The 22805-nt window shown below is 73.6% G+C and carries 26 protein-coding genes; 18 read left to right on the plus strand and 8 right to left on the minus strand.

Annotated features, from left to right (window positions below; all coding sequences use genetic code 11):
* Positions 1 to 27 precede the first annotated feature (27 nt).
* The 5 genes from ACZ6K0_RS25425 (at position 28) to ACZ6K0_RS25445 (ending at position 2747) form a co-directional block, all read left to right on the plus strand.
* Complete coding sequence (locus ACZ6K0_RS25425; RefSeq protein ID WP_376407481.1) at positions 28 to 543, plus strand: NUDIX domain-containing protein; 516 nt, start codon at positions 28 to 30, stop codon at positions 541 to 543.
* A gap of 53 nt (positions 544 to 596) precedes the next feature.
* Positions 597 to 992 carry a YidH family protein gene (locus tag ACZ6K0_RS25430; RefSeq protein ID WP_376407479.1) on the plus strand — a complete coding sequence of 132 codons (396 nt, stop codon included), beginning with the start codon at positions 597 to 599 and terminating at the stop codon, positions 990 to 992.
* 7 nt (positions 993 to 999) lie between these two features.
* The gene (locus ACZ6K0_RS25435; RefSeq protein WP_376407477.1) at positions 1000 to 1311 is read left to right on the plus strand and encodes a DUF202 domain-containing protein; all 312 of its coding nucleotides are present in this window, start codon (positions 1000 to 1002) and stop codon (positions 1309 to 1311) included.
* Between the two features lie 116 nt (positions 1312 to 1427).
* Positions 1428 to 1724 (plus strand): hypothetical protein, encoded by a 297-nt coding sequence (locus ACZ6K0_RS25440; RefSeq protein ID WP_469234520.1) that lies wholly within the window; start codon positions 1428 to 1430, stop codon positions 1722 to 1724.
* Between the two features lie 111 nt (positions 1725 to 1835).
* On the plus strand, positions 1836 to 2747 hold the full coding sequence (locus tag ACZ6K0_RS25445) for an MBL fold metallo-hydrolase (protein WP_376407473.1): 912 nt from the start codon (positions 1836 to 1838) through the stop codon (positions 2745 to 2747).
* Between the two features lie 36 nt (positions 2748 to 2783).
* On the opposite strand, the gene ACZ6K0_RS25450 is transcribed toward ACZ6K0_RS25445, so the two are convergent.
* Positions 2784 to 4133 carry an enolase C-terminal domain-like protein gene (locus tag ACZ6K0_RS25450; protein WP_469234518.1) on the minus strand — a complete coding sequence of 450 codons (1350 nt, stop codon included), beginning with the start codon at positions 4131 to 4133 and terminating at the stop codon, positions 2784 to 2786.
* Positions 4134 to 4264: 131 nt separating this feature from the next.
* Between ACZ6K0_RS25450 and ACZ6K0_RS25455 the strand changes: the two genes are divergently transcribed.
* Positions 4265 to 5287 carry a phosphotransferase family protein gene (locus ACZ6K0_RS25455; RefSeq protein ID WP_376407469.1) on the plus strand — a complete coding sequence of 341 codons (1023 nt, stop codon included), beginning with the start codon at positions 4265 to 4267 and terminating at the stop codon, positions 5285 to 5287.
* Between the two features lie 6 nt (positions 5288 to 5293).
* Entirely contained in the window at positions 5294 to 6508 is a 1215-nt protein-coding gene (locus ACZ6K0_RS25460; protein WP_376407467.1) for an acyl-CoA dehydrogenase family protein, read from the plus strand.
* A gap of 61 nt (positions 6509 to 6569) precedes the next feature.
* On the opposite strand, the gene ACZ6K0_RS25465 is transcribed toward ACZ6K0_RS25460, so the two are convergent.
* Positions 6570 to 7163, minus strand: coding sequence for a TetR/AcrR family transcriptional regulator (locus ACZ6K0_RS25465; protein WP_376407466.1), 594 nt, complete (start codon positions 7161 to 7163; stop codon positions 6570 to 6572).
* Positions 7164 to 7247: 84 nt separating this feature from the next.
* A complete protein-coding gene (locus tag ACZ6K0_RS25470) occupies positions 7248 to 8024 on the minus strand; it encodes an SDR family oxidoreductase (RefSeq protein ID WP_376407464.1) in 777 nt (258 codons plus the stop codon).
* Between the two features lie 148 nt (positions 8025 to 8172).
* Here ACZ6K0_RS25470 and ACZ6K0_RS25475 point away from each other — a divergent pair, with 148 nt between their 5' ends.
* From ACZ6K0_RS25475 to ACZ6K0_RS25495, 5 genes are all read left to right on the plus strand, one after another.
* Positions 8173 to 9462 carry an exo-beta-N-acetylmuramidase NamZ family protein gene (locus ACZ6K0_RS25475; RefSeq protein ID WP_376407462.1) on the plus strand — a complete coding sequence of 430 codons (1290 nt, stop codon included), beginning with the start codon at positions 8173 to 8175 and terminating at the stop codon, positions 9460 to 9462.
* Between the two features lie 96 nt (positions 9463 to 9558).
* The gene (locus tag ACZ6K0_RS25480) at positions 9559 to 10923 is read left to right on the plus strand and encodes an erythromycin esterase family protein (RefSeq protein WP_469234513.1); all 1365 of its coding nucleotides are present in this window, start codon (positions 9559 to 9561) and stop codon (positions 10921 to 10923) included.
* 21 nt (positions 10924 to 10944) lie between these two features.
* Positions 10945 to 12408, plus strand: a complete 1464-nt coding sequence (locus tag ACZ6K0_RS25485; RefSeq protein ID WP_469577036.1) for a serine-threonine protein kinase — start codon at positions 10945 to 10947, stop codon at positions 12406 to 12408.
* Between the two features lie 230 nt (positions 12409 to 12638).
* On the plus strand, positions 12639 to 13256 hold the full coding sequence (locus tag ACZ6K0_RS25490; protein ID WP_376407458.1) for a hypothetical protein: 618 nt from the start codon (positions 12639 to 12641) through the stop codon (positions 13254 to 13256).
* 71 nt (positions 13257 to 13327) lie between these two features.
* Positions 13328 to 14002: a 3-keto-5-aminohexanoate cleavage protein gene (locus ACZ6K0_RS25495; RefSeq protein WP_469234686.1), complete on the plus strand. Its 675-nt coding sequence runs from the start codon at positions 13328 to 13330 to the stop codon at positions 14000 to 14002.
* Here the strand turns inward: ACZ6K0_RS25495 and soxR are convergent.
* Complete coding sequence (gene soxR, locus ACZ6K0_RS25500) at positions 13999 to 14472, minus strand: redox-sensitive transcriptional activator SoxR (protein ID WP_376407456.1); 474 nt, start codon at positions 14470 to 14472, stop codon at positions 13999 to 14001. The genes ACZ6K0_RS25495 and soxR overlap by 4 nt on opposite strands.
* 114 nt (positions 14473 to 14586) lie before the next feature.
* Between soxR and ACZ6K0_RS25505 the strand changes: the two genes are divergently transcribed.
* The gene (locus tag ACZ6K0_RS25505; RefSeq protein WP_469234511.1) at positions 14587 to 15048 is read left to right on the plus strand and encodes a MaoC family dehydratase; all 462 of its coding nucleotides are present in this window, start codon (positions 14587 to 14589) and stop codon (positions 15046 to 15048) included.
* On the opposite strand, the gene ACZ6K0_RS25510 is transcribed toward ACZ6K0_RS25505, so the two are convergent.
* The 3 genes from ACZ6K0_RS25510 to ACZ6K0_RS25520 form a co-directional block, all read right to left on the minus strand.
* Complete coding sequence (locus ACZ6K0_RS25510) at positions 15039 to 15665, minus strand: TetR/AcrR family transcriptional regulator (RefSeq protein ID WP_125749469.1); 627 nt, start codon at positions 15663 to 15665, stop codon at positions 15039 to 15041. The genes ACZ6K0_RS25505 and ACZ6K0_RS25510 overlap by 10 nt on opposite strands.
* A 90-nt stretch (positions 15666 to 15755) precedes the next feature.
* Positions 15756 to 16043: a YiaA/YiaB family inner membrane protein gene (locus ACZ6K0_RS25515; protein WP_376407451.1), complete on the minus strand. Its 288-nt coding sequence runs from the start codon at positions 16041 to 16043 to the stop codon at positions 15756 to 15758.
* Positions 16044 to 16156: 113 nt separating this feature from the next.
* Positions 16157 to 17308, minus strand: a complete 1152-nt coding sequence (locus ACZ6K0_RS25520; RefSeq protein WP_469234508.1) for an acyl-CoA dehydrogenase family protein — start codon at positions 17306 to 17308, stop codon at positions 16157 to 16159.
* 70 nt (positions 17309 to 17378) lie between these two features.
* On the opposite strand from ACZ6K0_RS25520, the gene ACZ6K0_RS25525 reads away from it, so the two are divergent.
* The 4 genes from ACZ6K0_RS25525 (at position 17379) to ACZ6K0_RS25540 (ending at position 21040) form a co-directional block, all read left to right on the plus strand.
* Positions 17379 to 18059, plus strand: a complete 681-nt coding sequence (locus tag ACZ6K0_RS25525; RefSeq protein ID WP_376407448.1) for a TetR/AcrR family transcriptional regulator — start codon at positions 17379 to 17381, stop codon at positions 18057 to 18059.
* Positions 18060 to 18077: 18 nt separating this feature from the next.
* A complete protein-coding gene (locus ACZ6K0_RS25530; protein WP_469234505.1) occupies positions 18078 to 18773 on the plus strand; it encodes an ArsR/SmtB family transcription factor in 696 nt (231 codons plus the stop codon).
* A gap of 146 nt (positions 18774 to 18919) precedes the next feature.
* Entirely contained in the window at positions 18920 to 19840 is a 921-nt protein-coding gene (locus ACZ6K0_RS25535) for a DMT family transporter (protein ID WP_376407444.1), read from the plus strand.
* 213 nt (positions 19841 to 20053) lie between these two features.
* Positions 20054 to 21040, plus strand: coding sequence for a TetR family transcriptional regulator (locus tag ACZ6K0_RS25540; RefSeq protein WP_376407442.1), 987 nt, complete (start codon positions 20054 to 20056; stop codon positions 21038 to 21040).
* 28 nt (positions 21041 to 21068) lie between these two features.
* Here the strand turns inward: ACZ6K0_RS25540 and ACZ6K0_RS25545 are convergent, their stop codons facing one another.
* On the minus strand, positions 21069 to 21737 hold the full coding sequence (locus ACZ6K0_RS25545; protein WP_376407440.1) for a TetR/AcrR family transcriptional regulator: 669 nt from the start codon (positions 21735 to 21737) through the stop codon (positions 21069 to 21071).
* Between the two features lie 121 nt (positions 21738 to 21858).
* Here ACZ6K0_RS25545 and ACZ6K0_RS25550 point away from each other — a divergent pair, with 121 nt between their 5' ends.
* Complete coding sequence (locus ACZ6K0_RS25550) at positions 21859 to 22797, plus strand: DMT family transporter (protein WP_376407438.1); 939 nt, start codon at positions 21859 to 21861, stop codon at positions 22795 to 22797.
* The last annotated feature ends 8 nt before the right edge of the window (positions 22798 to 22805 follow it).

The following is a 22805-nucleotide window of genomic DNA, read 5'->3' on the forward strand; positions in this document are numbered from 1 at the left end:
CCGCGGCCGTCCTGCTTGGATGGCGTCATGAGTGCCGCTGAAGAGATCCACGACGTCGTCGACGAGCACGACCGGGTGATCGGGCAGGCCTCGCGCGGTGAGGTGTACGCGCGGGGCCTGATCCATCGCTGCGTCTTCGTCCGGGTCCGGGACGCCGAGGGCCGGACCTTCGTCCACCGCAGGACGCCGACCAAGCTGCTCTTCCCCTCCCAGTACGACATGTTCGTCGGCGGGGTCGTCGGTGCGGGCGAGTCCTACGACGAGGCCGCGCTCCGCGAGGCCGAGGAGGAGCTGGGGGTCACCGGGCTGCCCCGGCCCGAGCCGGTGCTGAAGTTCCTGTACGACTCCGGGGGCGTCGCCGGGAAGTGGTGGTCGGCGGTGTACGAGGTCCGGTGCGAGCTGCCGGTGGATCCGCAGGTGGAGGAGGTCGCCTGGCACGCCTTCCTGACGGACGGGGAGCTGGCCGCGCGGCTCGGCTCCTGGGAGTGGGTGCCCGACGGCACGGCCGCGTACGAGCGGCTGAGGGCACACGGGAGCTGGTGACGGGGCACCGGGCGGGCCGGGCGGGCCGAACACCCGGCCGTTAGGGTGCACGTGTGAGCGATTTTGTGCAGAGCCTGCGGCTGTGGTTCGCGCCGCAGCGGATCCGGGACGAGGGGGAGACGCCGGACTACCGCTTCTCCCTGGCCAACGAGCGGACCTTCCTGGCCTGGATCCGGACCGCTCTCGCCCTGGTCGGCGGTGGTTTCGCCGTCGACCAGTTCCTGCCGGACCTGCGCTGGGGCATCCGGGTCGGGCTCGCGCTCTCGCTGCTCGCGGCCGGGGTGCTGTGCGCGCTGCGGGCGGTCAACCACTGGGTGCGCTGCGAGCGGGCGATGCGGCGCGGCGAGGACCTGCCGGCGTCCCGGTTCCCCGCGGTGCTGAGCATCGCGGTGGCCGTGGTGGCGCTCGCGATGGTGGTGGTCGTGGTCTTCGGCTGGACGGGGCGGTGACCGGGCGGTGACGGAGGCCCGCGACCCCGGGCTCCAGCCGGAGCGGACGCGCCTCGCCTGGCGGCGTACGACCCTGTCGTGGACGGTGGTGGCGGTCCTGGCCGTGAAACTGGCGCTCCATGACGACACCACGACGACGAGGGGGCTGGCCGCGCTCGCGCTGTCGGCGCTCGTCTGGATCGGTTTCCTGGCCGTCGCCCACCGCCGGATCCACTCCCTGAGCACCGCCCGGCCGCGCTCGCTCTCCCACCGGGGCGCGCTGCTCGCGGCGGGCTGCACGATCGCGCTGGCCGTCTTCGGGGCGGCACTGATCTGGTGAACCGGGGCGGCGGCGGTCCGTGAGCGGTGAGGCGGGTGAAGCGGGTGAATCGGGACGAGAGGCCCGTACGGGACTAGCCTGAGAGGGTCAGCCGCCCCCGTCACGGAGGCCACGCCATGACCGTTCTCCACCACGAGCACCCCACGCACGCGCACTCCCACAGCCCGTCGTGCGGGCACACCGCCGTCACCCACGGGGACCACGTCGACTACGCCCACAACGGGCATCTGCACCGCGAGCACGCCGGACACTGGGACGAGTGCGAGACCACCTCGCACATCGCGCACACCCACCCGGACCACACGCACGGGCCGGAGTGCGGACACACCGCCGTCGCGCACGGCGACCACCTCGACTACGCGCACGACGGGCACCGGCACGCGCCGCACGGCAACCACTGGGACGACCACTGACACCGCCCTCGACCCGGGCTGCCTTCCCCCGGCTTCCCCCGGCTTTCCCTGACTGCGGCCAACTGGCACTCTTCCCCTGTCCAGTTGAGCTCTCAGCCGGGGGAACCCCTTTTGTCTGCCACCGATCCCTACGTCGTCGCGCTCGCGCCGAACGTCCACGCCTTCGTCCAGCCCGACGGCGGCTGGTGCCTGAACAACGCCGGCTTCCTCGGCGACGCGGGCGAGTCCCTCCTCGTCGACACCGCCGCCACCGAGCGCCGGGCGCGACTGCTGCGCGAGGCGGTCCTCGCGGAGGGGCTGCCGCTGCCCCGGACCATCGTGACCACGCACCACCACGGCGACCACACGTACGGCAACGGCGTCTTCCGGCCCGAGGCCCGGATCGTCGGGCACGAGAACTGCCGGACCGAGCAGCTCGCCGCCGGGCACCAGCTCCATCTGCTGTGGCCGCAGACCGACTTCGGGCAGGTCGACATCCTGCCGCCGTCCGTCACGTACCGCGAGCTGCTGACGCTGTACGTCGCCGACATCGAGGTGCGGGTGATCCACCCCGGCCCGGCGCACACCACGGGCGACTCGATCGTGCACCTCCCGGAGCAGGGCGTGGTCTTCACCGGCGACCTGGTCTTCCACGGCGGTACGCCCTTCCTGCCCATGGGGTCGCTCGCCGGGTCGCTGCGCGCGCTCGACCTGCTGCGCTCGCTCGACGCGCCGACGGTGGTGCCGGGGCACGGGCGCGTGACCGACCCCTCGGCGTACGACACGACGGAGCGGTACCTGCTCTGGGTGCGGGAGCTGGCCGCCGAGGGATACGCGAAGGGGGCGACGCCGCTGGAGACGGCGCGGGGCGCGGAGCTCGGGGAGTTCGCCGCGTGGCAGGAGAGCGAGCGGCTCGTCGCGAACCTGCACCGGGCGTACGCGGAGCTGGACGGCCTGCCGGAGGGGTCGCCGCTGGACCCGGCGGCGGTGTTCGGCGACATGGCCGCCATGAACGGCGGGGTGCCGGTGGCCTGCCACGCGTGAGCGCCCTGCTCCCCCGGGCCCTGCCCCGAGGGCGTCTCACCAGCGCGGGACCCGGGGCGTGCGCCAGCCCGGGTCCGCGACCCTCATCGCCGCCGCGTCGTCGCGCTCCCGCAACGTGCCGTCGTCGTCGAGCCAGCGGCGGTGCAGGGCGGCCAGCGCGGTCCGGTCGAGCTCGACGCCGAGGCCGGGCGCGTCGGAGACCGCGAGCCGGCCGGCGCGGAAGACGGGCCGGGTGGTGACGACGTCCTCGGTCTGCCAGGGGTAGTGGGTGTCGCAGGCGTGGTCGAGCTCGGGCAGCGTGGCGGCGACCTGTGTCATGGCGGCGAGGCTGATGCCCAGATGGGTGTTGGAGTGCATGGAGAGCCCGACGCCGTACGTGCGGCAGAGCGCGGCCAGTTCGCGGGTGCGGTGGAGCCCGCCCCAGTAGTGGTGGTCGCAGAGGACGATCCGTACCGCTCCCTTCGCGAAGGCCTCCGGGACCTCCTCGAAGGTGGTCACGCACATGTTGGTGGCGAGCGGCACGTCCGTACGGGCGGCGATCTCGGCCATCGCGCCGGTGCCGCTCGCGGGGTCCTCCAGGTACTCCAGGACGTCCTTGAGCTCGCGCGCGACGGCGAGGGAGGTCTCCACGGACCAGGCGCCGTTGGGGTCGAGGCGGAGCGGGCGGCCGGGGAACTCCTCGGCGAGCGCGCGGATCGCGGCGATCTCCCGCTCCGGCTCGAACACCCCGCCTTTGAGCTTGAAGGAGCGGAAGCCGTACAGCCGGTCGAAGCGGCGGGCCTGGGCGACGATCCCGGCGGGGTCGAGGGCCGCGCCCCAGTCGTCCGCCGGGTGGCCCGTCGGGGCGCCCGTCGGGGCGCCCGCCGGGCCGCCCGACGGTCCCGCGCCCGGGTGGGCGGCCCAGCGGTAGAAGAGATAGGCGCTGTACTCGACGGTGTCGCGGACCTTCCCGCCGAGCAGGGCGTGGACGGGCAGGCCGAGGGTCTTGCCGAGGGCGTCGAGACAGGCGGTCTCGAAGGCGGAGACGACGGAGAGGCGGAGTTTGTCGGCGGTTCTGACGCCGCGCAGCCCGCCGGCGTCGACGTCCGCGGCGTCGCGCTCGGCCTCCGGGCCCACCGGATCGGCGGTTGCCGCCAGACCGAAGAGGGAGTTCACGTCCGTGACCGGATGGCCGGGCAGGGCCTCGGCGAGGGAGCGGGCGAGGTCGAGGTACACGCCGTCGCCGTACGTCTCCCCGAGGCCGATCACCCCGCCCCTGGTGATCACCTCCACCACGAGCCGGGGGGTAAAGGGCTGGTGGACACCCTGGACGTTGAGGAGGGGCGGGTCGGAGATGAGGATCGGGGTCAGCCGGACTTCGTCGACGAGCAGCTTCAGCGCATCCATATGTGAACCCTATTCAGGGATGCGATCCAGGGCCAGAGTGCGGTACGGGGTTTCCCGGCCCCCCCCTGGACGACATACCGACTGGTCGGTCATCATGAACGCCGACCGAAGCCGAACCGGAGGTACGCCCCATGAGTTCCGCCCCGCCACCAGGTCTCGATCCCGAGCGGCTGCGCCGGTTCCTCGATCGCGAGCGGCCCGGCCTGGTGTCCGGCCCCCTCGAAGCCCGGCTGATCGAGGGCGGCCGGTCGAACCTGACGTACGTCGTGACCGACGGCACCGGCCGCTGGGTCGTCCGCCGGCCGCCGCTCGGGCACGTCCTCGCCACCGCGCACGACATGCGGCGCGAGCACCGCGTCATCAGCGCCCTGCACACGACGGACGTGCCGGTCCCGCGCTCACTGCTGCTCTGCGAGGACGAGTCCGTCCTCGGGTCGCCGTTCTACGTCATGGAGTTCGTCGACGGGACGCCGTACCGCTCGGCCCGGGAGCTCGCGCCGCTCGGCCCCGAGCGCACCCGCGCCGCCGTCCTCGGCCTGGTCGACACGCTCGTCGACCTGCACGCCGTCGACCCCGCGGCCGTCGGGCTCGGCGACTTCGGCCGCCCCGAGGGCTTCCTCGACCGGCAGCTGCGCCGCTGGGGCAAGCAGCTCGACGCCTCGCGCGGCCGGGACCTCGCGGGGATCGACGAGTTGCACGCCGCCCTCGGCCGCGCGCTGCCCGGCTCGCCGCCGCCCACCGTGATCCACGGCGACTACCGCCTCGACAACGTCCTCATCGGCGAGGACGACCGCATCCGGGCCGTCCTCGACTGGGAGATGTCCACGCTCGGCGACCCGCTCACCGACCTCGGCCTGCTCGTCATGTACAGCACGCCGCTCGATCTGCCGGACTCCCCCGTCTCCACGACCGCCACGGCCCCCGGACACCCGAGCGCCGCCGAGCTGGTCGAGCGCTACGCCGCCCGCTCGGGCCGCGACACCTCCGCCCTCGCCTGGTACACGGCCTTCGCCTGGTTCAAGCTCGCCGTGATCCTGGAGGGCATCCACTACCGCTGGACCCTCGGACAGACGGTCGGTGCCGGCTTCGACCGCATCGGCGAACTCGTCCCCGTCTTCATCGAGCACGGCCTCACCACCCTCCAGGAAGGCTGATCCGCCATGGACTTCGCGTACGACGCCCGCACCGAGGAACTGCGGGCGAAACTCCTCGCCTTCATGGACGAGCACGTGTACCCCGCCGAGGCCGTCGCCGAGGAGCAGCGGGCGCTGCTCGCCTCGCCCTGGGACACCCCGCAGGTCGTCGAGGACCTCAAGGCCGAGGCCAAGCGGCAGGGCCTGTGGAACCTCTTCCTTCCCGACGCCGAGTACGGGGCCGGGCTGACCAACCTCCAGTACGCGCCGCTCGCCGAGATCACCGGCCGCAGCCCGCACCTCGCCCCGACCGCCCTCAACTGCGCGGCCCCGGACACCGGGAACATGGAGCTGCTCGCCCAGTTCGGCGACGAGGCGCAGAAGAAGCAGTGGCTGGAGCCGCTCCTCTCGGGCGAGATCCGCTCGGCCTTCGCGATGACCGAGCCCGAGGTCGCCTCCTCCGACGCGACGAACATCGAGACCCGGATCCGGCGGGACGGCGACACGTACGTCGTCGACGGACGCAAGTGGTACATCTCCGGGGCGATGAACCCCGACTGCAAGGTCTTCATCGTCATGGGCAAGACCGACCCGGACGGGACGGACCTCCGCCGCCAGCAGTCGATGATCCTCGTGCCGCGCGACACCCCCGGTGTCGAGGTGCGGCGCGCCATGCGGGTGTACGGGTACGAGGACCACTACCACGGCGGTCACGCCGAGGTGGTCTTCGACGGCGTCCGCGTCCCCGCGTCGCACCTGGTCGGCGAGGAGGGCGGCGGCTTCGCCATCGCGCAGGCCCGCCTCGGCCCCGGCCGCATCCACCACTGCATGCGGCTCATCGGGATGGCCGAGCGTGCCGTCGAGCTGATGTGCCGGCGTGCGGTCACCCGGACCGCGTTCGGGAAGCCGCTCGCCCAGCAGGGCGTCGTGCAGAACTGGATCGCGGACGCCCGGGTGACGATCGAGCAGTTGCGGCTGCTCGTCCTCAAGACGGCCTGGCTCATGGACACCGTCGGCAACCGGGGCGCGCACACCGAGATCCAGGCCATCAAGATCGCGACCCCCCGCGCGGTGGTCGACATCATCGACAAGGCCGTGCAGGCGCACGGGGCGGGCGGGGTCTCGCAGGACTTCCCGCTGGCCGAGCTGTGGGCGGCGGCGCGGACGCTGAAGCTCGCGGACGGGCCGGACGAGGTGCACCAGCGGTCGCTGGCCCGCCGGGAGCTGAAGAAGTACCTGTAGCGAGGAGCCGGGCGGCTACTCGCCGGTCACGGGCGGCGAGGGGCCGACGGCTACGCGCCGGTCACGGGCGCAGGGCCCGCAGCAGGAGGTCGGCCAGGTGGTCGGCCACCTGCGCGGGGGTGAGCGGGCCGTCCGGGCGGTACCAGGTCGACAGGTGGTGCACCGAGCCGAAGTGGTAGTCGACGACCAGGTCGGCGGGGGTCGCCGAGGAGAACACCCCGGACTGCTGGCCCTCCTCGATCAGCGCCCTGAACCGCTCGTGGTAGCGCCGCCGCTCGGCCCTGACCTGCTTGTTCTTCTCGGGGCTGAGGTGGTGCATGGAGCGGAAGAAGATGGCGGCGTCGTCGAGGTTCTCGATCGTGGTGACGACGACGTCGGCGGCGGCGCCGCGCAGCCGGTCCGCGACGGGCGCGTCGGCCTTCGCGTAGGCGTCGAGCCGCTCCTGCTGGAGGCGCAGGACCCGGGAGTAGACCTCCTGGAGGAGGTCCTCCTTGGAGCCGAAGTAGTGGTAGAGGGCGCCCTTCGTGACCCCGGCTGCCTCGACGATCTCCTGGACGGAAGTGCGGTCGTAACCCTGCTCCGCGAAGAGCCGGGTGGCGGCGGCGAGGAGCCTCTGGGGGACCGGTGCCCCGCTCTCGTCCGTCGTCCTGGCCATGCTCCGCCGCCTTCCGTCGTGATCGTTCCTGGTCGGGGGAACACCGTTCCCGTCCGTAGATCTTCCCATCCGCCGCGGCCCCGGCTAGCGGGCGCCCGTCTCCCATGTGCGCTGGACGTGGTTCATGGTGCCGAGCCAGCGCTCGGGGTCGGTGGCGCGGTTGCGGTAGTAGGCGGCGACCTCGGGGTGGGGCAGGACGAGGAACCGGTCGGCGGCGATGGCGTCGAGGAGGGCGTCGGCCACGTCCTCGGGCTCGATGGCGGTGGGGGCGAGGACGAGATCGCCGGCCGATCCGGCGGCGGTGAGCATGTCCGTACGGACGCCCTGGGGGCAGATCGCGTGGACCTTGAGGCCGCGGTGGCGGTAGGTCAGGGAGAGCCACTCGGCGAAGGCGTACGCGCCGTGCTTGGAGACGCTGTACGGGGCCGCGCCGATCATGGTGAGCAGTCCGGCGGCGGAGACGGTGGAGACGAAGCGGCCGCTGCCGCGTTCCAGCCAGCCGGGGAGCAGGGCGCGGGCCGCGCGGACGTGGGCCATCACGTTGACGTCCCAGGCGGCGGCCCAGACGTCCTCGTCGGCGAAGGCGTCGCCGGGCGAGGAGAGGCCGGCGTTGGCGCACCAGACGTCGATGGTGCCGCCGAGGGCCTCGCGGGCCTCGTCGACGACGGCGGAGGCGTCGCCCGGGACGGCGAGCGCGCCGATCTCCTCGGCGACGGCCTTGGTACGGACGGGGTCGAGGTCGTTGACGACGACCCGGGCCCCTTCGGCGGCGAAGCGGCGGGCGAGGGCCGCGCCGATCCCGCCGCCCGCTCCCGTGACCACCACACCGGCGCCCCGGAGCTCGTTCGTGTCCGCGTTCATGGACCCACCTCTCGGCTGTGACGACCCGGACAGACTAACCAGTCGGTATGGAGTGGCGGAAGACCCGTTCCGCACGCCTCGTTCCCCGGGGCGGTCAGGAGCGCTAGCGTGCGTGCCCATGTCATCCCGATCACCCCGAGGGGGTTCCATGAGCCTGTCGCGACGGAGTCTGCTGGCCGCCGGAGGGGCCGTCGGGGCGGTGGCGGCCACCGCGTCCACCGCCGCGGCCGCAGCCGCCCCCACCTCCGCGTCCGCCTCCGCCCCCGGCCACTCCCCCGCCTCCGGCCACGGCCGCGTGCGGACCGGCTTCGAGCGGCTCGCGGCGGACGGGTACGCCCTGCTGGCCGGCGAGCGGGTCGGCGTCGTCACCAACCCGACCGGCATCACCGCCGACGCCCGGCACGTCGTGGACGTGATGCACGCCGACGAACGGGTCGACCTGGTCGCCGTCTTCGGCCCCGAGCACGGCTTCCGGGGCACCGCCCAGGCCGGCGGATCCGAGGGCCGGTACGACGACCCGGCGACCGGGCTGCCGGTCTACGACACGTACCTGAAGAGCGGACAGCCGCTGGCGGACGTCTTCACGGCGTCCGGGGTGGACACGGTCGTCTTCGACATCCAGGACGTCGGCGCGCGCTTCTACACGTACATCTGGACGCTGTACGACTGCATGGTGGCCGCCGCGCTCGCCGGGAAGCGGTTCGTGGTCCTCGACCGACCAAACCCGGTCACCGGGCGGGCGGCGCTCGGCCCCGTCCTCGACCGGGCGTTCGCGACGTTCGTCGGGCGCGAGCCGATCGCGCAGGCGCACGGCATGACGGTGGCCGAGCTGGCCCTGCTCTTCAACGCGGAGTTCCTGGCGACGCCCGTGGCCCTGGAGACCGTCCGCATGACGGGGTGGCGGCGCGGCGCGTTCTTCGACGCGACCGGGCTGCCCTGGGTGCCGCCGAGCCCGAACATGCCGACGCCGGACACCGCGCTCGTCTACTCCGGCACGTGCCTCTTCGAGGGGACGAACCTGTCCGAGGGCCGGGGCACGACCCGCCCCTTCGAGCTGCTCGGCGCGGAAGGGGTCGACCGGCGGTGGGCGGAGGCGGCGAACGCCCTCGGCCTGCCCGGAGTCCGCTTCCGCGAGGCGTACTTCGCCCCGACCTTCTCCAAGTTCCAGGGGAAGACCGTGGGCGGGGTGCAGCTGCACGTCGACGACCGGGACTCCTTCGACCCGGTACGGACCGGGGTCGGGCTCCTGGTCACCGCCCGGAGCTCGTGGCCGGGCTTCGCCTGGCGCCCGGACAACTGGATCGACAAGCTGACCGGCTCGACCCGGGTACGGACCCTGATCGACGCGGGCGCGGACACCGACGAGGTCGTCGGGGCATGGGAGGCGGACCTGGCGGCCTTCCGGGCGGTGCGGCGGGAGCATCTGCTCTACCGCTGACGGGGGTTGACCCCCGGTTCACGGGGGTCAACCCCCGTGTCGGCACGGGGGCGGGCGGGATGTCCCCCGGGGCGTCCCGCCGACGAGGCTTGCCCCATGAACCTCAGGAACCTCAGGAAGCTCTCCTTACGGCGCCGCTCCTCCCGCGGCGGCCCGGTCCTCGTCGGGGTGCTGGTCGCCGCCTGCCTCGGCGCCCTGACACCCGCCGCCGGTGCGGCCGCCCGGCCCGCCCCCGACCCCGCCCGCGAACTCGCCCGCTCCGCCCACCCCCTGACCGACCTGCGCCCCCTCGACCGGATGATCGGCTCGGCCAAGGTCGTCGGCATCGGCGAGGCCACCCACAGCTCGGGCGAGTTCTTCGAGACCAAGCACCGGATCTTCGAGCACCTCGTGGAGGAGCAGGGCTTCACCACCTTCGCCCTGGAGGCCAACTGGTCGACCGGGCTCCTCGTCGACGAGTGGGTCCGCACCGGGCGCGGCGACATCCACGCGATCATGCGGGACGAGTTCCAGGAGTCGTACCGCCTCTGGAACACCGAGGAGTACCTCGACCTGTTCCAGTGGATGCGGAAGTACAACCGGCTCCACCCCGGGCACCAGGTCCGCTTCATGGGCAACGACCTCGGCTACGCCGGGCCGAACCTCTTCGACGCCGTCACCTCGTACGTGGCCCGCACGCGTCCCGCGCTCCTCCCCCGCTTCCGGGAGCTGTACCGGGCGTCGCGGCCCTCCGGCGGGGTCGAGCCCTGGATGAAGGCGTACCTGGTCAAGCCGCGCCCCGAGCGGCAGCGGATGTCCGCCGACGTGAACCGGGCGCTCGCGCTCCTGGAGGAGCAGGCGCCCGGCACGGGCCCGGGGGCGCGGGAGGCGCACGTCTGGGCGGTGCAGCACGCGCGTGCCATCGCCCAGGTCGGCACCGAGTTCTCGTACGACATCCTGTCGGAGACGGGCGTCGCCGAGGCGATGCTCTACCGGGACCGCGTCATGGCGGAGAACACCGTGTGGTGGCAGCGGCAGACCGGCGACCGGATCGTGCTCTCGGCGCACAACGGGCACGTCGGGTACGTGACACCGAAGCCGGACCAGTACCCGCGGCTCCAGGGCGCCTTTCTGCGGGACCTCCTCGGCAAGGACTACGTGAGCGTCGGCGCGACCTTCGGGCAGGGCTCGTTCAACGCGCACGACACCGAGGCTCCGGGCGAGCCGCTGCGGGCCTTCACCGTCGGCCCCCTCGGCCCCGACAGCCACTCCGCCACCCTGGACCGGGTCTCCCCCGGCGCCTTCTACCTGGACCTGCGCCGGACGACCCCGGCGGCACGCAACTGGCTCGCCGTGCCCCGGCCGGTCCGGCACATCGGGACGGCGTACCCCTGGCCGGGCGATGTCGTGACCCTTCGGCTCCCCGCCTCGTACGACCTGCTGATCCACTTCCCGCGGGTCTCGGCGGCGCGGCTGCGCTGACGGCGCGGGTGCGCCGGCCGCGTGACCACACGCCGGCTGCGTGACCACGCGGCCGGCGCTGACGGCGCGCCAGGAGGGCGGCCCCGGCACGTCTGGACGGGTCCCCGCGCGGGCATGCTGGCCGTGGAGCCGCTGCCCGCGCACCCGCGCGCCCTCGGCGCGGCGGCCACCTCGACGTGGAGGGACGGTCGGGCCGTGACCGGGATGAGTGTGGAACCGTACCGGGAGATCACCTTCGACAAGGACGGCGACGGGCCGGCGGGACAGTCCGCGGCCCTCGCGGCACTGGCCCGGCAGGGGGTGACGGACCTGGTGCTGCTCGCGCACGGGTGGAACAGCTCCCCGTCCGGAGCCACCCGCCTCTGCTCGGACTTCTTCGCCCCCTTCCCCGGGCTTTTCGGGCCCGGGGTCGAGGCCGGGTACGCGGGGGTGATCTGGCCCTCGATGATGTTCACGGACGAGCCGGTGCCCGACTACCGGGCGCTCGTGACGGTCCTCCCGGAGAAGGAGCCGGTCCTCGGGCGGCTCGCCGAGCTGCTGGCGCTCGCTCCGGCGGACGAGGCCGCGTTCGCCGAGTTCGGGGAGCTCCTGAGGGAGCTGACCGGCGTGTCCGGGGGCGCGGAGGGCGTCTCCGGGGTCGCGGAGCCCGTGCCGGAGTTCCTGGTGGCGGATCCGGTGGCGGTGTGCGCCCTGTTCACCGAGGCCCTGGAGGGCCGCGGTGCGGAGGAGGGCTTCGGGGAGGGGCCCAAGCGGTACTGGAAGGGGGCCAGGGAGGCGCTGCGGCAGGCCACGTACTACGTGATGAAGCGGCGGGCGGGCCGGGTCGGCGAGTTCGGGCTCGGGCCGCTGCTCGGCGAGGTCGCCCGCACGGCCCCCGGTCTGCGCGTCCACCTCGTGGGGCACAGCATGGGCGCCCGGCTCGTGGCGTACGCGCTGCGGGGCCTTCCGGAGGGGGCGCGGCCGGTGGCCTCCGTGACCCTGCTTCAGGGCGCCTTCTCGCACTACGCCTTCGCCGCCCGGCTGCCGCACGACCCCCGGCGGTCCGGTGCGCTGCGGGACATGCAGCGCCGGGTGCGCGGTCCGGTGGTGGCCTGCTACTCCCGGCACGACACGGCGCTCGGGGTGATGTACCCGCTGGCGTCCCGCCTCGCGGGCGACTCCGAGTCGCTGGCCGGTCCGGCGGGCGGTCGTACGGCCGGTCCGGCGGGTGGTCCGGCAGGCGGTGCGTCGGGGAGTCCGGCAGGCGGTCCGTCGGTCGGCCTGCTCGGCTCGGACGACCCGCGCTGGGGCGCGATCGGGCACGACGGCGTCCAGGCGGTGCCGGGGACGGCGCGGCGGACCGTGGCGGACGTGCCGTACGAGGGCGTGCCCGGCTCGGGGTGCGTGAACGTGGACGCGGCGGAGGTGGTCCGCTCGCACACCGACATCCGCCGTCCCGAGCTGGCCCGGGTGGTGGTGTCGGCGGCCCGGGCGGGCCGCCCGTAGCCCCGTCGAACGCGCACGCGACCCCTTCGCACGCACACGCGACCCCTTCGCACGCACACGCGACCCCGTCGGACGCGCACGTCGACCTCATCGGACGCGCGCGTTCCGCTGGGTTTCGATGATCCCTTCCGCCCCGTTGATGGGTGCCATCCGAATTTCGATGGAACACGGCGGGCCACTCGTTCGTCCCTCTGATACCGCGGTAGGACCAGCGACGGAGGTGGCGAGAGATGGCCGGTTTCCGGAGTCTCGCGAGACAGGTGCGTGATCCCGGGTGCGACACGGCGCTGCGCAGGTACTCGCTGCGCAAGTGTCTGGAGCGCTTCGCGCCCTACGGGCACAGGGCGACCTGGGACCATCTGTGCCGCAGGCACAGGTTCGGTCCCGAGGACCGGGAGCTCGATCCGGGGCGGCTCGTGGCCGCTCTCGACGAGCTGGAGGAGGCGCGGGCCGTGTGGCTCGCGTACGAGGAGCAGTTCGCCGCCCGGCGGCGGCGCGAGAAGCACGACGGGCTGCGCGGGCTCGGCGCGGTCGACGACTGGCACCGGCGCGTCTGGGGCGGCAACGGGGTGGTGCGGTGCGGCGACCCGGCGGTGCACCCGTCGGACCCGTTGCCGGAGGTGCTGCGCCGGCTGATCGCCGCCCTGGAGGACGGCCCGGGCGAGCGCTGTCCGGTCTGCGCGGGGCCGCGGATCGAGTGGCGGGCGGGGCCGGGGGACACGTACGAGCCGTGGCTCGGTCCGGTGTGCGGGGACTGCGGCGTGGGCGTCCCGCGCGCGGTGCTGACGTCGGGCGCGCTGGCCCGCGCCCGCGGGGAGCGGCGCCGGCCGCTGGCTCCGGCGGCGTGAGCACGGAAGAGGCCGCGCTTCAGGTGTGCCTCAACGGGTCACGGGGGCCGGGGGCCGCGGCCGGGGTGCCGATGCGGCCGATGTCGCCGGAGTCGATGGCCGAGGCCGCGGCCCTGGCGGTGGCGGCGGGCGCGCGGGACGTGCGGGTGCACCCGCGGACGCCCTGCGGTGCGGAGTCCCTCTCGCCGCGGGTGCTCGCGCCGGTCCTGACGGCGGTCAGGGCGGCCGTCGCCGTGCCCGTGGGGGTGACGGCGAGTGCGTCCGCCGAGCCCGATCCCGGGCGCCGGGTCGAGCGGGTGCGTTCCTGGGCCGTCCTCCCGGAACCGCCGGACCACGCCTCGGTCGACTGGCACGAGCCGGGCGCGGAGGAGGTGGCGGCGGCGCTCCTGGAGCGCGGTGTCGGTGTCGAGGCCGGAGTGCGGTCGGGCACGGACGGCCCGGCGCGGTTCGCGCGCTCGCCCCTGGCGGCCCGCGTGCTGCGGGTCCGCGCGGAGGTCACCGACCCGGACCCGGCGACGGCCGTGGCCACGGCCCGGGCCCTGCTCGACGGCCTCGACGTCCCGTCCGGGCCGCCGGTCCTGCTCCACGGCGTGGACGGCGGTACGTGGCCGGTGCTGCGCCTGGCCCGCCGCCTCGGACTCGGCACCCGGATCGGACTGTCCGACACCCTGCTCCTGCCGGACGGCACCCGCGCCCGCTCCCCCGCCGAACTGGTCACGGCGGCACTCGCCCCGGACGGGCTCTAGGTCTCGTCGGCGGGCCGGCGGACCGGGAGGAGTCGGGAGCCGGACATCCGCTCGCCGAAGACGTCGTCGGGGTTGGAGAGGACGCAGGTCTCCAGGGACAGGCAGCCGCAGCCGATGCAGTCCGTCAGGTGGTCGCGCAGCCGGCCCAGCTGTGTGATGCGCGCGTCGAGTTCCGTGCGCCAGGCCGCCGAGAGCTGCGCCCAGTCCTCGTTCGTGGGGGTGCGCTCCTCGGGGAGCCGGGCGAGCGCGTCGCGGATCGTGGCGAGGGGGATGCCGACGCGCTGCGCGGCCCGGACGAAGGCGACCCGGCGCAGGGTGTCGCGGCCGTAGCGGCGCTGGTTGCCCGTGGTGCGGCGGCTGTTGATGAGCCCCTTGGCCTCGTAGAAGTGCAGGGCGGAGACGGCGGCCCCGCTACGGGCGGAGAGCTGGCCGACGGTGAGCTCGTGGATCTTCTCTGGAATCTGCGGCACTCCGCGACCCTACTGGTCCTTCAGGGGCGGCCGTTGACACCGGCCGTCGTACCCCACATGCTGAGCAAGCGCTTAGATACCAAGCGGTATGTCGTACGAGAAGGGACGAGGAACATGGCCGAGCCGAGGATCTTCACCTCCGCCGATGAGCTGCGCGCGGGGGTCGGCGAGCAGTTGGGGTACAGCGACTGGCTGGAGATCGACCAGAAGCGCATCGACCTCTTCGCCGAGGCCACCGGCGACCACCAGTGGATCCACGTCGACCCGGAGCGCGCCGCCGACGGCCCGTTCGGCGCGACGATCGCGCACGGCTATCTGACGCTGTCGCTGCTGCCGCTGTTCGTTCCGCAGGTCCTGCGGGTCGAGGGCATGAAGATGGGCCTCAACTACGGCACCGAGAAGGTGCGGTTCCCGTCCCCCGTACCGGTCGGCTCGCGGCTGCGCGCCACGGCCGTCCTCACGAAGGTCGAGGAGGCCGGCGGCGGCGTGCAGGTGACGGCGGCGGTGACCGTGGAGCGCGAGGGCGCCGACAAGCCGGTCTGCTTCGCCGAGTCGGTCTCCCGCTACTACTTCTGAACCCCGACCATCCTCAGCACGAGGTCGGCGTAGAGCGCGCCGACCTCGTCGGGCGTCCGGCGGCCCTGGGTGTTGAACCAGCGCGAGACGTCGATGCAGAGGGAGAGCACCGCGACCGTGGTGCCGGGCACGTCCGGCACCACGAACTCGCCCGCCGCGACGCCCTCGTCGATGATCCGCCGCACCGCGGCGTCGGACTGCCTGCGCAGCTCCACGATCTCGGCGCGGTGCTCGGGGCCCAGGGCGTCGAGCTCGTACTGCACGACCCGCGCGGTCGTGTGGCGCTCGGCGTGCCAGCGGACGAAGGAGTGCACGGCGTCGGCGAGCCGCTCGGCGGCCGTGCCGTCGCCGTCGGCCGCGGCCCGGAGGATCTCCAGGGCCTTGTCGTGGCCGATGCGGCTGATCCGGTGGAGCAGCTCTTCCTTGGTCTTGTAGTGGATGTAGAGCGCGGCCGGGCTCATGCCGGCGCGGCCCGCGATGTCCCGGGTGGTGGTGGCGTGGTAGCCGCGCTCGGCGAACGCCTCGACGGCGGCCACCAGCAGTCGCCGGGCCGCCTCGGGCGTGACCTCGCCCCAGGGCATGTCCTCGCCCCCGGGCGTCTCCTCCGCCGCGCTCATCCCACACTCCCTCTCGGACCCCGTCAGGACGAACACCATACAACGAGGGTGAGCAAGCGCTTAGAGATCGGCGGCTCGGAGATCGATCGCTCAGAGCTTCTGGAAGGGGTCGTGCTCGGCGAGGAGCTTCTCCAGGCGGGCCTGGTCGACGCGGCTGACGATCTGGCCGGCCTCCTGGCGGTCGCGGACGACCTTGGCGAGCGTGAAGGCCGAGGTCGTGAGGTAGAGGACCGCGACGGCGAGGAAGGCCCGCACCCAGGCGCTGGCCTCCAGCTGGAAGATCCCGATGGCCACGGCCGCGAGGGCGATCCCGAAGGAGAGGACGGCCTGCGCGTAGTAGGCCGCGGTGTTCTGCTGCTTGACCGGTGTGTCGCTCATGCCGACAGCATCCGACGGATGTGGCGGGCGCCACATCCGTCCGCGTACTCAGCGGGGTACCGCGAGGTACTCAGATGTCGGTTCGCATGTCCCTTCCGTCGTCAGCTCAGTCGTCAGAAGGCCGAGACCCCCGTCAGTGCCCGTCCGATGATGAGCTTCTGGATCTGGCTGGTGCCCTCGTACAGGGTCATGACGCGCGCGTCGCGGAGCAGCTTGCCGACCGGGTACTCGTCGATGTAGCCGTAACCGCCGAAGACCTGGAGGGCGTTGTTCGCCGCGCGGACGGCGGCCTCGGAGGCGTACAGCTTCGCCTTGGAGGCGGCGGTGGCGAAGTCCCGGCCCCGGTCGATCAGGTCGGCGACCCGCCAGGTGAGCAGCCGGGCGGCGTCGACGTCCACGGCGATGTCGGTGATCAGCTCCTGGACGAGCTGGTACGAGGCGATGGGCTTGCCGAACTGCTCGCGCTCCCCCGCGTAGCGCACGGCGGCGTCGAGCGCGGCCTGCGCGATGCCGACGCAGCCGGCCGCGACGGACATGCGGCCCTTGGCGAGGGCGGACATGGCGACGGTGAAGCCCTTGCCCTCGGGGCCGAGCATCGCGGCGGCCGGGACGCGGACGTCCTCCAGGACCAGTTCGGCGGTGGCCTGGCCGCGCAGGCCGAGCTTGCCGTGGACGGCGCGGCGGGTGAGGCCGGGGGTGTCCGTGGGGACGAGGAAGGCGGAGACGCCCTTGTGTCCCGGGGTGTCATTGGTGCGGGCGAAGAGCAGGACGAGATCGGCCCAGGTGCCGTTGGTGATGAACATCTTGGTGCCGTTCACGACGTAGTCGTCGCCGTCGCGGACCGCGCGGGTGGTGAGGTTCCCGGCGTCGGATCCGGTGCCCGGCTCGGTGAGGCCGAAGCAGCCGAGCGCCTCGCCGGCGGCGAGCCGGGGGAGCCAGGCCCGCTTCTGCTCCTCGGTGCCCCAGGTGGCGAGGGTCTTGGCGACCAGGCCGAGGGAGACGGAGACGATGCCGCGCACGGAGGAGTCGCCGCGGCCGAGCTCCTCGGTGACGAGGCAGTACGCGAGGTGGTCGCCGCCCGAACCTCCGTACTCCTCCGGGAGGGTGAGCCCGAGGAAGCCGACGGCGCCGAGCTTCTTCACGATCGCCCGGTCCACCTCCTCGGCGCGGTCCCACGCGACGGCGTGCGGGGTGACCTCGCGCGCGACGAAGTCCTCGGCGAGCCGCCGTACGGCTTCCTGCTCCTCGCTCAGTTCCAGATTCATGCGGTGCCACCCCACTCGGCCATTTAATTACCACTGCTAGTTTTTGCGGTGCGGGCCTACTATGTGCGCCATGGCCCGACCGCGCAAGCCCCTGCTCAGCCGAGACCGCATCGTGGAGACGGCGGGTGCGCTCGTGGACGCGGAGGGGCTCGCCGCGCTCTCCACCCGGCGGCTCGCGGCCGAGCTCGGGGTGAGCGGCCCCTCGCTCTACAACCACTTCCGCACGAAGGACGAGATCCTCGACGCGATCGCGGACGCGGTGAGCGCGAAGATCGACCTGTCGATGTTCGAGGAGACCGACGGCCGCGACTGGCGCACGGCGCTGCACGACTGGGCGGTCTCCTACCGCGCGGCCCTCGCCGACCACCCGCACATCGTCCCGGTCCTCGCCCAGGGCCCCGGCCGCCGCCCGGCGGGCCTGCGCGTCGCCGACGCGGTCTTCGGCGCCATGGTCCGGGCGGGCTGGCCCCCGGCCCAGGCCACCTCCATCGGCGCGCTGATGCGGTACTTCGTCACCGGCTCCGCCCTCGGCTCCTTCGCCCGCGGCTTCGTCGACGACGAGACGGCCTACGACCCGGCCGACTACCCGCACCTCGGCCAGGCCCACCTCCTTGCCGAGCACCGCCAGAAGGTCGACGAGCGCGCCTTCGAGACGGGCCTGCGCGCCCTGCTCGACGGGCTGCGGATCCAGTACGAGTCCCTGGTGCGGTCCGGGACGGCAGGCGACGTTTCGGCGACCGCCGAACGGTGAGTGCGGGACCCTGGGGCCATGGCAGCCAGTGATCTCGCCGCGCTCGCGGCGCTCTTCGCGGACGAGAGCCGCGCCGCGTTCCTGCTCGCCCTGCTCGACGGACGGGCCTGGACGGCCGGGGAGCTCGCCCGTCACGCGGGCGTGGCCCCGTCCACCGCCAGCGAGCACCTCGGCAAGCTCGTCGCGGGCGGGGTGCTCACGGAGGAACGGCAGGGCAGGCACCGGTACGTCCGCCTGGCCGACCCGGGGATCGCGCACCTCGTCGAGGACCTGGCCGCCCGGTCGGAGCCCCGGGTGGCGGCGCCGGCCCGCTCACTGCGGGCCGCGAGCGCCGGGCAGGCCATGGCCAGGGGGCGGACCTGCTACGACCACCTCGCCGGGCGCCTCGGGATCACGATCACCGAGGCGATGACCGCGCGCGGACTGCTGCGCCAGGACACCGGGTTCGCGCTCACGGACCGGGGCGTGGCGTGGTTCGAGGAGCTGGGCGTCCCCCTCGTCCGCACGGGGCGGCGGCCCGTCGCGCGCGGCTGCCTCGACTGGACCGAGCGCCGGCCGCACCTCGCGGGGACCGCGGGCGCCGCGCTCTGCCGCCACGCGCTGGACACCGGGTGGTGCGTGCGGATCGGGTCCGAGCGGGCTGTGAAGGTGACGACGGAGGGCGAGTCCGCGCTGTACGAGTCGCTGGGCATCGCCCCGACGACCCTGCGCTGAGCCGGGCGGGCCCGGCTCCGGCGGCCCTGCGCCTTGCCCTGCCCGCCCGGCTCCCACGGCCCTGCGCCGGGCCGGGCGGGCCCGGCCGTCGCCCACCCTCCGATATTGCGGTGAGCGCCGAACCGTCCGCGCCCTACGGTCGAGCCATGCAGAACCGAACCTCGCGCCTCGCGCTCGCCGCCGCCGGTGTCACCGTCGTCCTCTGGGCCTCCGCCTTCGTCTCCATCCGCAGTGCCGGGGCGGCCTACTCCCCCGGCGCGCTCGCCCTCGGGCGGCTCCTCGCCGGGGCCCTCGTCCTCGGCTGCGTCCTCCTGATCCGGCGGGAGGGGCTGCCTCCACGGGCGGCCTGGCGCGGGATCCTGATCTCGGGGCTGCTCTGGTTCGGCGTCTACATGGTGGTCCTCAACTGGGGCGAGCAGGAGGTCGACGCGGGTACGGCGGCGATGGTGGTGAACATCGGGCCGATCCTGATCGCGCTGCTCGGTGCGCGGTTCCTGAAGGAGTCGCTGCCGCCCCGGCTGATCGCGGGCATGGCCGTCTCCTTCGCCGGCGCGGTGGCCGTGGGCCTCTCCATGTCAGCCGGGTCTTCCGGGTCCGGCTCGCACGCCTCGGTGCTGGGCGTGCTGCTCTGCCTGGTCGCGGCGGCGGCGTACGCGGGCGGGGTCGTGGCCCAGAAGCCGGCGCTCGCGCACGGCAGCGCGCTCCAGGTGACGACCTTCGGCTGTCTGGTGGGCGCGGTGGCCTGTCTGCCGTTCGCCGGGCAGCTCGTCGAGGAGGCGGGCCGGGCCCCGCTGTCGGCGACCCTGAACATGCTCTACCTGGGGGTGTTCCCGACCGCGCTCGCTTTCACGACCTGGGCGTACGCCCTGGCCCGTACGACCGCGGGCCGGATGGGCGCGACGACGTACGCCGTACCCGCCCTCGTCGTCCTCCTCGCCTGGGCCCTCCTCGGCGAGCTGCCGGGGCCGCTCACGCTCGCCGGGGGCGCGCTCTGCCTGGCGGGCGTGGCCGTGTCGCGTTCCCGGTCGCGCGCGGCCACCGCTCCCGGAACGGCCGAATCCACCTGACAGGTCATGGCCATGGTTCCGGTCACTTCACGGGCGGGTTCCGCTCCTCGCCCGCCCGCGACCTGGGGAGGAGGTGCCCGTCAAGCTCCGTTTCCGGCCTGAGGCGCCGGACGGCACGTTTCGCCGCCGCCCGGCCGGATAGTTTCGAAACGGTCACAGGCGCGAGCCGGAACATTACGCTCCGGCGCCTTCTCGCAAGCCCAGGGGGAGCACATGGCGATTCAACAGCGGGCGGAACGGACGAGACAGGAGATCCTGTCGGCCGCCGCGCGGGTCTTCGACGGACTCGGCTACGAACGTGCGTCGCTCGCCAGGATCGCCGGCGAGGCCCGGGTGACCACCGGAGCCCTCGTCTTCCACTTCGCGACCAAGGCGGACCTGGCGACCGCCGTACGGGGCCGGGCCCGGGCGGTCACCCGGACCACGGTCGAGTCGGCCTGCCTGTCCACGGAGGGTGTGGGCGGCACCGCGATCGACAAGCTGGTGCTCACCACGCACGCGCTGATCCGGCTCTTCGAGACCGACCACGCGGCGCGGGCGGGCGAGCGGCTGGCCCGCGAGCTGGACGCCACCGGCCCCTTACCGTCGTCCGGGGACTGTCCCTGGCGGCGTGAGGTCGCCCGCCTCGCCCGGTACGCCGCCGCGGAGCAGGCGTTACGCCCCGGGGTGGACGCGACGGCGGTGGCGGCCCTGATCGGTTACGTGATCACGGGCGTGGAGCTGGAGATGCGCTCGCCGAGCGCGGCGGCCGACGACGAGACCTGGCCGCCGACCGGGACCGGCGCCATCCTCGGACCGGCGGAGGAACGCCTGCGCCGCATCTGGGAGTTGATCCTGCCGGGCCTGGTCCACCCGGCCACCCGGCGGCCCCGGCCCACGAAGGCGACCGTCAAGACGATCGCCACGACGACGTTCCCGGCGCCGACGGCGTTCCCGTCCACGGCCGCCGCCCAGGTCACGGCTTCCGCGCCGCTCACGGCTTCCGTACCGGCCACGACATCCGCGCCGCTCACGGCCGCCGCGCCGGCCATGACGTCCGCGCCGCTCACCGCTTCCGTCCCGGCCACGACGTCCGCGCCGCTCACCGCAGCCGCGCCGGCCCCGGCCGCCGCCCCCGCCGCGGCTTCCGCCCCGGCCTCGGCCTCCGCACCCGCCGCGCGTTCGGCCCAGGAGCCCGGCACCTCGACCGCGATGCCCTAGGGCCTGTCCGGCGGAGGACGTCACACCGTCAGTTCCCGTGCCCCGAGCGCAGCAGCTGGCGGGCGAAGGCCGTCAGCGAGCGGCCGATCCGTTCGGTGGACAGGCCGAGTTCGTGCCGCTGGAACTGAAAGAGCTCCGGCGCGAGCGGGCTGAGCGCGATGTCGATCATCGGGTCCGGGTCCTCGACCCCGTGGTCGACGAGCAGCGTACGGACGTGCACGCGCCAGAATCCGTACGCGCCCGTCCTGAAGCGCGCGGCCCCGGTCTCCGCCCCCAGCGCCAACGGCAGATGACGTTCCAGCAGGTCGAGCATGGCGAGGTAGAACGCCGCGAGCCGCTCCCCCGCGGGCGCCCCGGGGCCGAGCGGCGGCGGTCCGTAGATCAGCTGGCCCTGGAGCCGGCGCTCGTGCTCGTCGAGGAGCGCGACGGCGACGGAGGCCGGGTCGGGGAAGCTCCGGTAGAGCGTGGCGCGGCCCACGCCGGCCGCCTTGGCGATCCGGTCCATGGTGACCGACCGGGGGTCCTGCTCGGCGAAGAGCTGCTCGGCGGCGGCCAGGATCTGGGCACGGTTCCGCTCCGCGTCCGCGCGTCTGCGCGGCGCGACCGGCTGTTCGTCCGCCGCCTGCAGATCGCCGAGGAGCCCGCCGACCCGGTGCACGGAGGAGGCTCCACGACCTCGCTGCTCGTCGTCGCTCATGGACCAGACCTTACTTCCCCGAGGAATAAGTGGACACCTTGTCCGCTTGGACTCTCCCGTGGCATGCTAAACGGACTCAGTGTCCACTTACCGCTCCCCATCCCGCCCCAGGGAGATCCAGATGCACACCGCGCTCCTCGCCGCGGCCCTGCTGGTCGGCTGCCTCCTGGCCGTCCAGGCCTCGGTGAACCTCCAGCTCAACTCCGCCGTCGGCACCCCGTACGGCGCCTCGACCATCCAGCTCGGCGTCGCGACCGGGCTCCTCACCGTGCTCGCGGTGGCGGCCGGAGCGCTCGGCGCGCTCGGCAAACTGCCCGACGTGGAGCCCTGGCAGCTGCTCGGCGGGCTGGCCAGTCCGCTCTACATCACCAGCGGCATCCTGCTGTTCCCCCGGCTCGGCGCCCTCGCCGCCGTCGGGCTCTTCGTCACCGGCCAGATGTTCTCCTCGCTCGCCCTCGACCTCTTCGGGCTCCTGGGCCTCGAACAGCAGGACCTCAACCCCGGGATCGTCATCGGCGCCCTCGCCGTGCTCGCGGGCATCGTCGTGATCATCCGGGGCATGAAGGCGGCGGCCCCTCCCGGCGCCCCCAAGATGTCGAGCGCCGGTCGCGCCGGCTGGCTCGCGCTCGGTGTCCTCGCCGGAGCCGTCCTGCCGGTGCAGGGCGCGGTCAACGCCCAGCTCCGCGCCCAGCTGAAGGAGCCCATCACCGTCGCCGTGATCAGCTTCGCGGTGGCGACCTTCACGATCGCCGTCGTCCTGCTGGTGCTCTACGTGACCCGTCGCACGCCGAAGCCGAAGATCGCCCCGCTGAAGAAGATGCCCTGGTGGGGCTGGCTCGGTGGCGCGTGCGCCGCCGCCTACGTCACCGGCACCTTCCTGCTCATGCCCACCATCGGCGCGGCGGTGACCATCGCCCTCACCGTGACGGGGCAGCAGCTCACCTCGGCGCTGATCGACCACAAGGGCCTGTTCAAGCTCCCGCAGCGCTCCCTGACGAAGCCGCGCGCCCTGGGCCTCGTCCTGCTGATCGCCGGCTCCCTGACCATCCAGCTCGTCTGACCGCCCGA

The sequence above is a fragment of the Streptomyces sp. NPDC042346 genome, assembly GCF_055581845.1.

Excerpts from the sequence above, each read along its gene's own strand:
- ACZ6K0_RS25425 (WP_376407481.1), top strand. The coding sequence starts at position 28 with ATGAGTGCCGCTGAAGAGATCCACGACGTCGTCGACGAGCACGACCGG.
- ACZ6K0_RS25440 (WP_469234520.1), top strand. The coding sequence starts at position 1,428 with ATGACCGTTCTCCACCACGAGCACCCCACGCACGCGCACTCCCACAGC.
- ACZ6K0_RS25450 (WP_469234518.1), bottom strand. The coding sequence starts at position 4,133 with ATGGATGCGCTGAAGCTGCTCGTCGACGAAGTCCGGCTGACCCCGATC.
- ACZ6K0_RS25455 (WP_376407469.1), top strand. The coding sequence starts at position 4,265 with ATGAGTTCCGCCCCGCCACCAGGTCTCGATCCCGAGCGGCTGCGCCGG.
- ACZ6K0_RS25460 (WP_376407467.1), top strand. The coding sequence starts at position 5,294 with ATGGACTTCGCGTACGACGCCCGCACCGAGGAACTGCGGGCGAAACTC.
- ACZ6K0_RS25465 (WP_376407466.1), bottom strand. The coding sequence starts at position 7,163 with ATGGCCAGGACGACGGACGAGAGCGGGGCACCGGTCCCCCAGAGGCTC.
- ACZ6K0_RS25470 (WP_376407464.1), bottom strand. The coding sequence starts at position 8,024 with ATGAACGCGGACACGAACGAGCTCCGGGGCGCCGGTGTGGTGGTCACG.
- ACZ6K0_RS25475 (WP_376407462.1), top strand. The coding sequence starts at position 8,173 with ATGAGCCTGTCGCGACGGAGTCTGCTGGCCGCCGGAGGGGCCGTCGGG.
- ACZ6K0_RS25480 (WP_469234513.1), top strand. The coding sequence starts at position 9,559 with ATGAACCTCAGGAACCTCAGGAAGCTCTCCTTACGGCGCCGCTCCTCC.
- ACZ6K0_RS25490 (WP_376407458.1), top strand. The coding sequence starts at position 12,639 with ATGGCCGGTTTCCGGAGTCTCGCGAGACAGGTGCGTGATCCCGGGTGC.
- ACZ6K0_RS25495 (WP_469234686.1), top strand. The coding sequence starts at position 13,328 with ATGCGGCCGATGTCGCCGGAGTCGATGGCCGAGGCCGCGGCCCTGGCG.
- ACZ6K0_RS25505 (WP_469234511.1), top strand. The coding sequence starts at position 14,587 with ATGGCCGAGCCGAGGATCTTCACCTCCGCCGATGAGCTGCGCGCGGGG.
- ACZ6K0_RS25510 (WP_125749469.1), bottom strand. The coding sequence starts at position 15,665 with ATGAGCGCGGCGGAGGAGACGCCCGGGGGCGAGGACATGCCCTGGGGC.
- ACZ6K0_RS25515 (WP_376407451.1), bottom strand. The coding sequence starts at position 16,043 with ATGAGCGACACACCGGTCAAGCAGCAGAACACCGCGGCCTACTACGCG.
- ACZ6K0_RS25520 (WP_469234508.1), bottom strand. The coding sequence starts at position 17,308 with ATGAATCTGGAACTGAGCGAGGAGCAGGAAGCCGTACGGCGGCTCGCC.
- ACZ6K0_RS25525 (WP_376407448.1), top strand. The coding sequence starts at position 17,379 with ATGGCCCGACCGCGCAAGCCCCTGCTCAGCCGAGACCGCATCGTGGAG.
- ACZ6K0_RS25530 (WP_469234505.1), top strand. The coding sequence starts at position 18,078 with ATGGCAGCCAGTGATCTCGCCGCGCTCGCGGCGCTCTTCGCGGACGAG.
- ACZ6K0_RS25535 (WP_376407444.1), top strand. The coding sequence starts at position 18,920 with ATGCAGAACCGAACCTCGCGCCTCGCGCTCGCCGCCGCCGGTGTCACC.
- ACZ6K0_RS25540 (WP_376407442.1), top strand. The coding sequence starts at position 20,054 with ATGGCGATTCAACAGCGGGCGGAACGGACGAGACAGGAGATCCTGTCG.
- ACZ6K0_RS25545 (WP_376407440.1), bottom strand. The coding sequence starts at position 21,737 with ATGAGCGACGACGAGCAGCGAGGTCGTGGAGCCTCCTCCGTGCACCGG.
- ACZ6K0_RS25550 (WP_376407438.1), top strand. The coding sequence starts at position 21,859 with ATGCACACCGCGCTCCTCGCCGCGGCCCTGCTGGTCGGCTGCCTCCTG.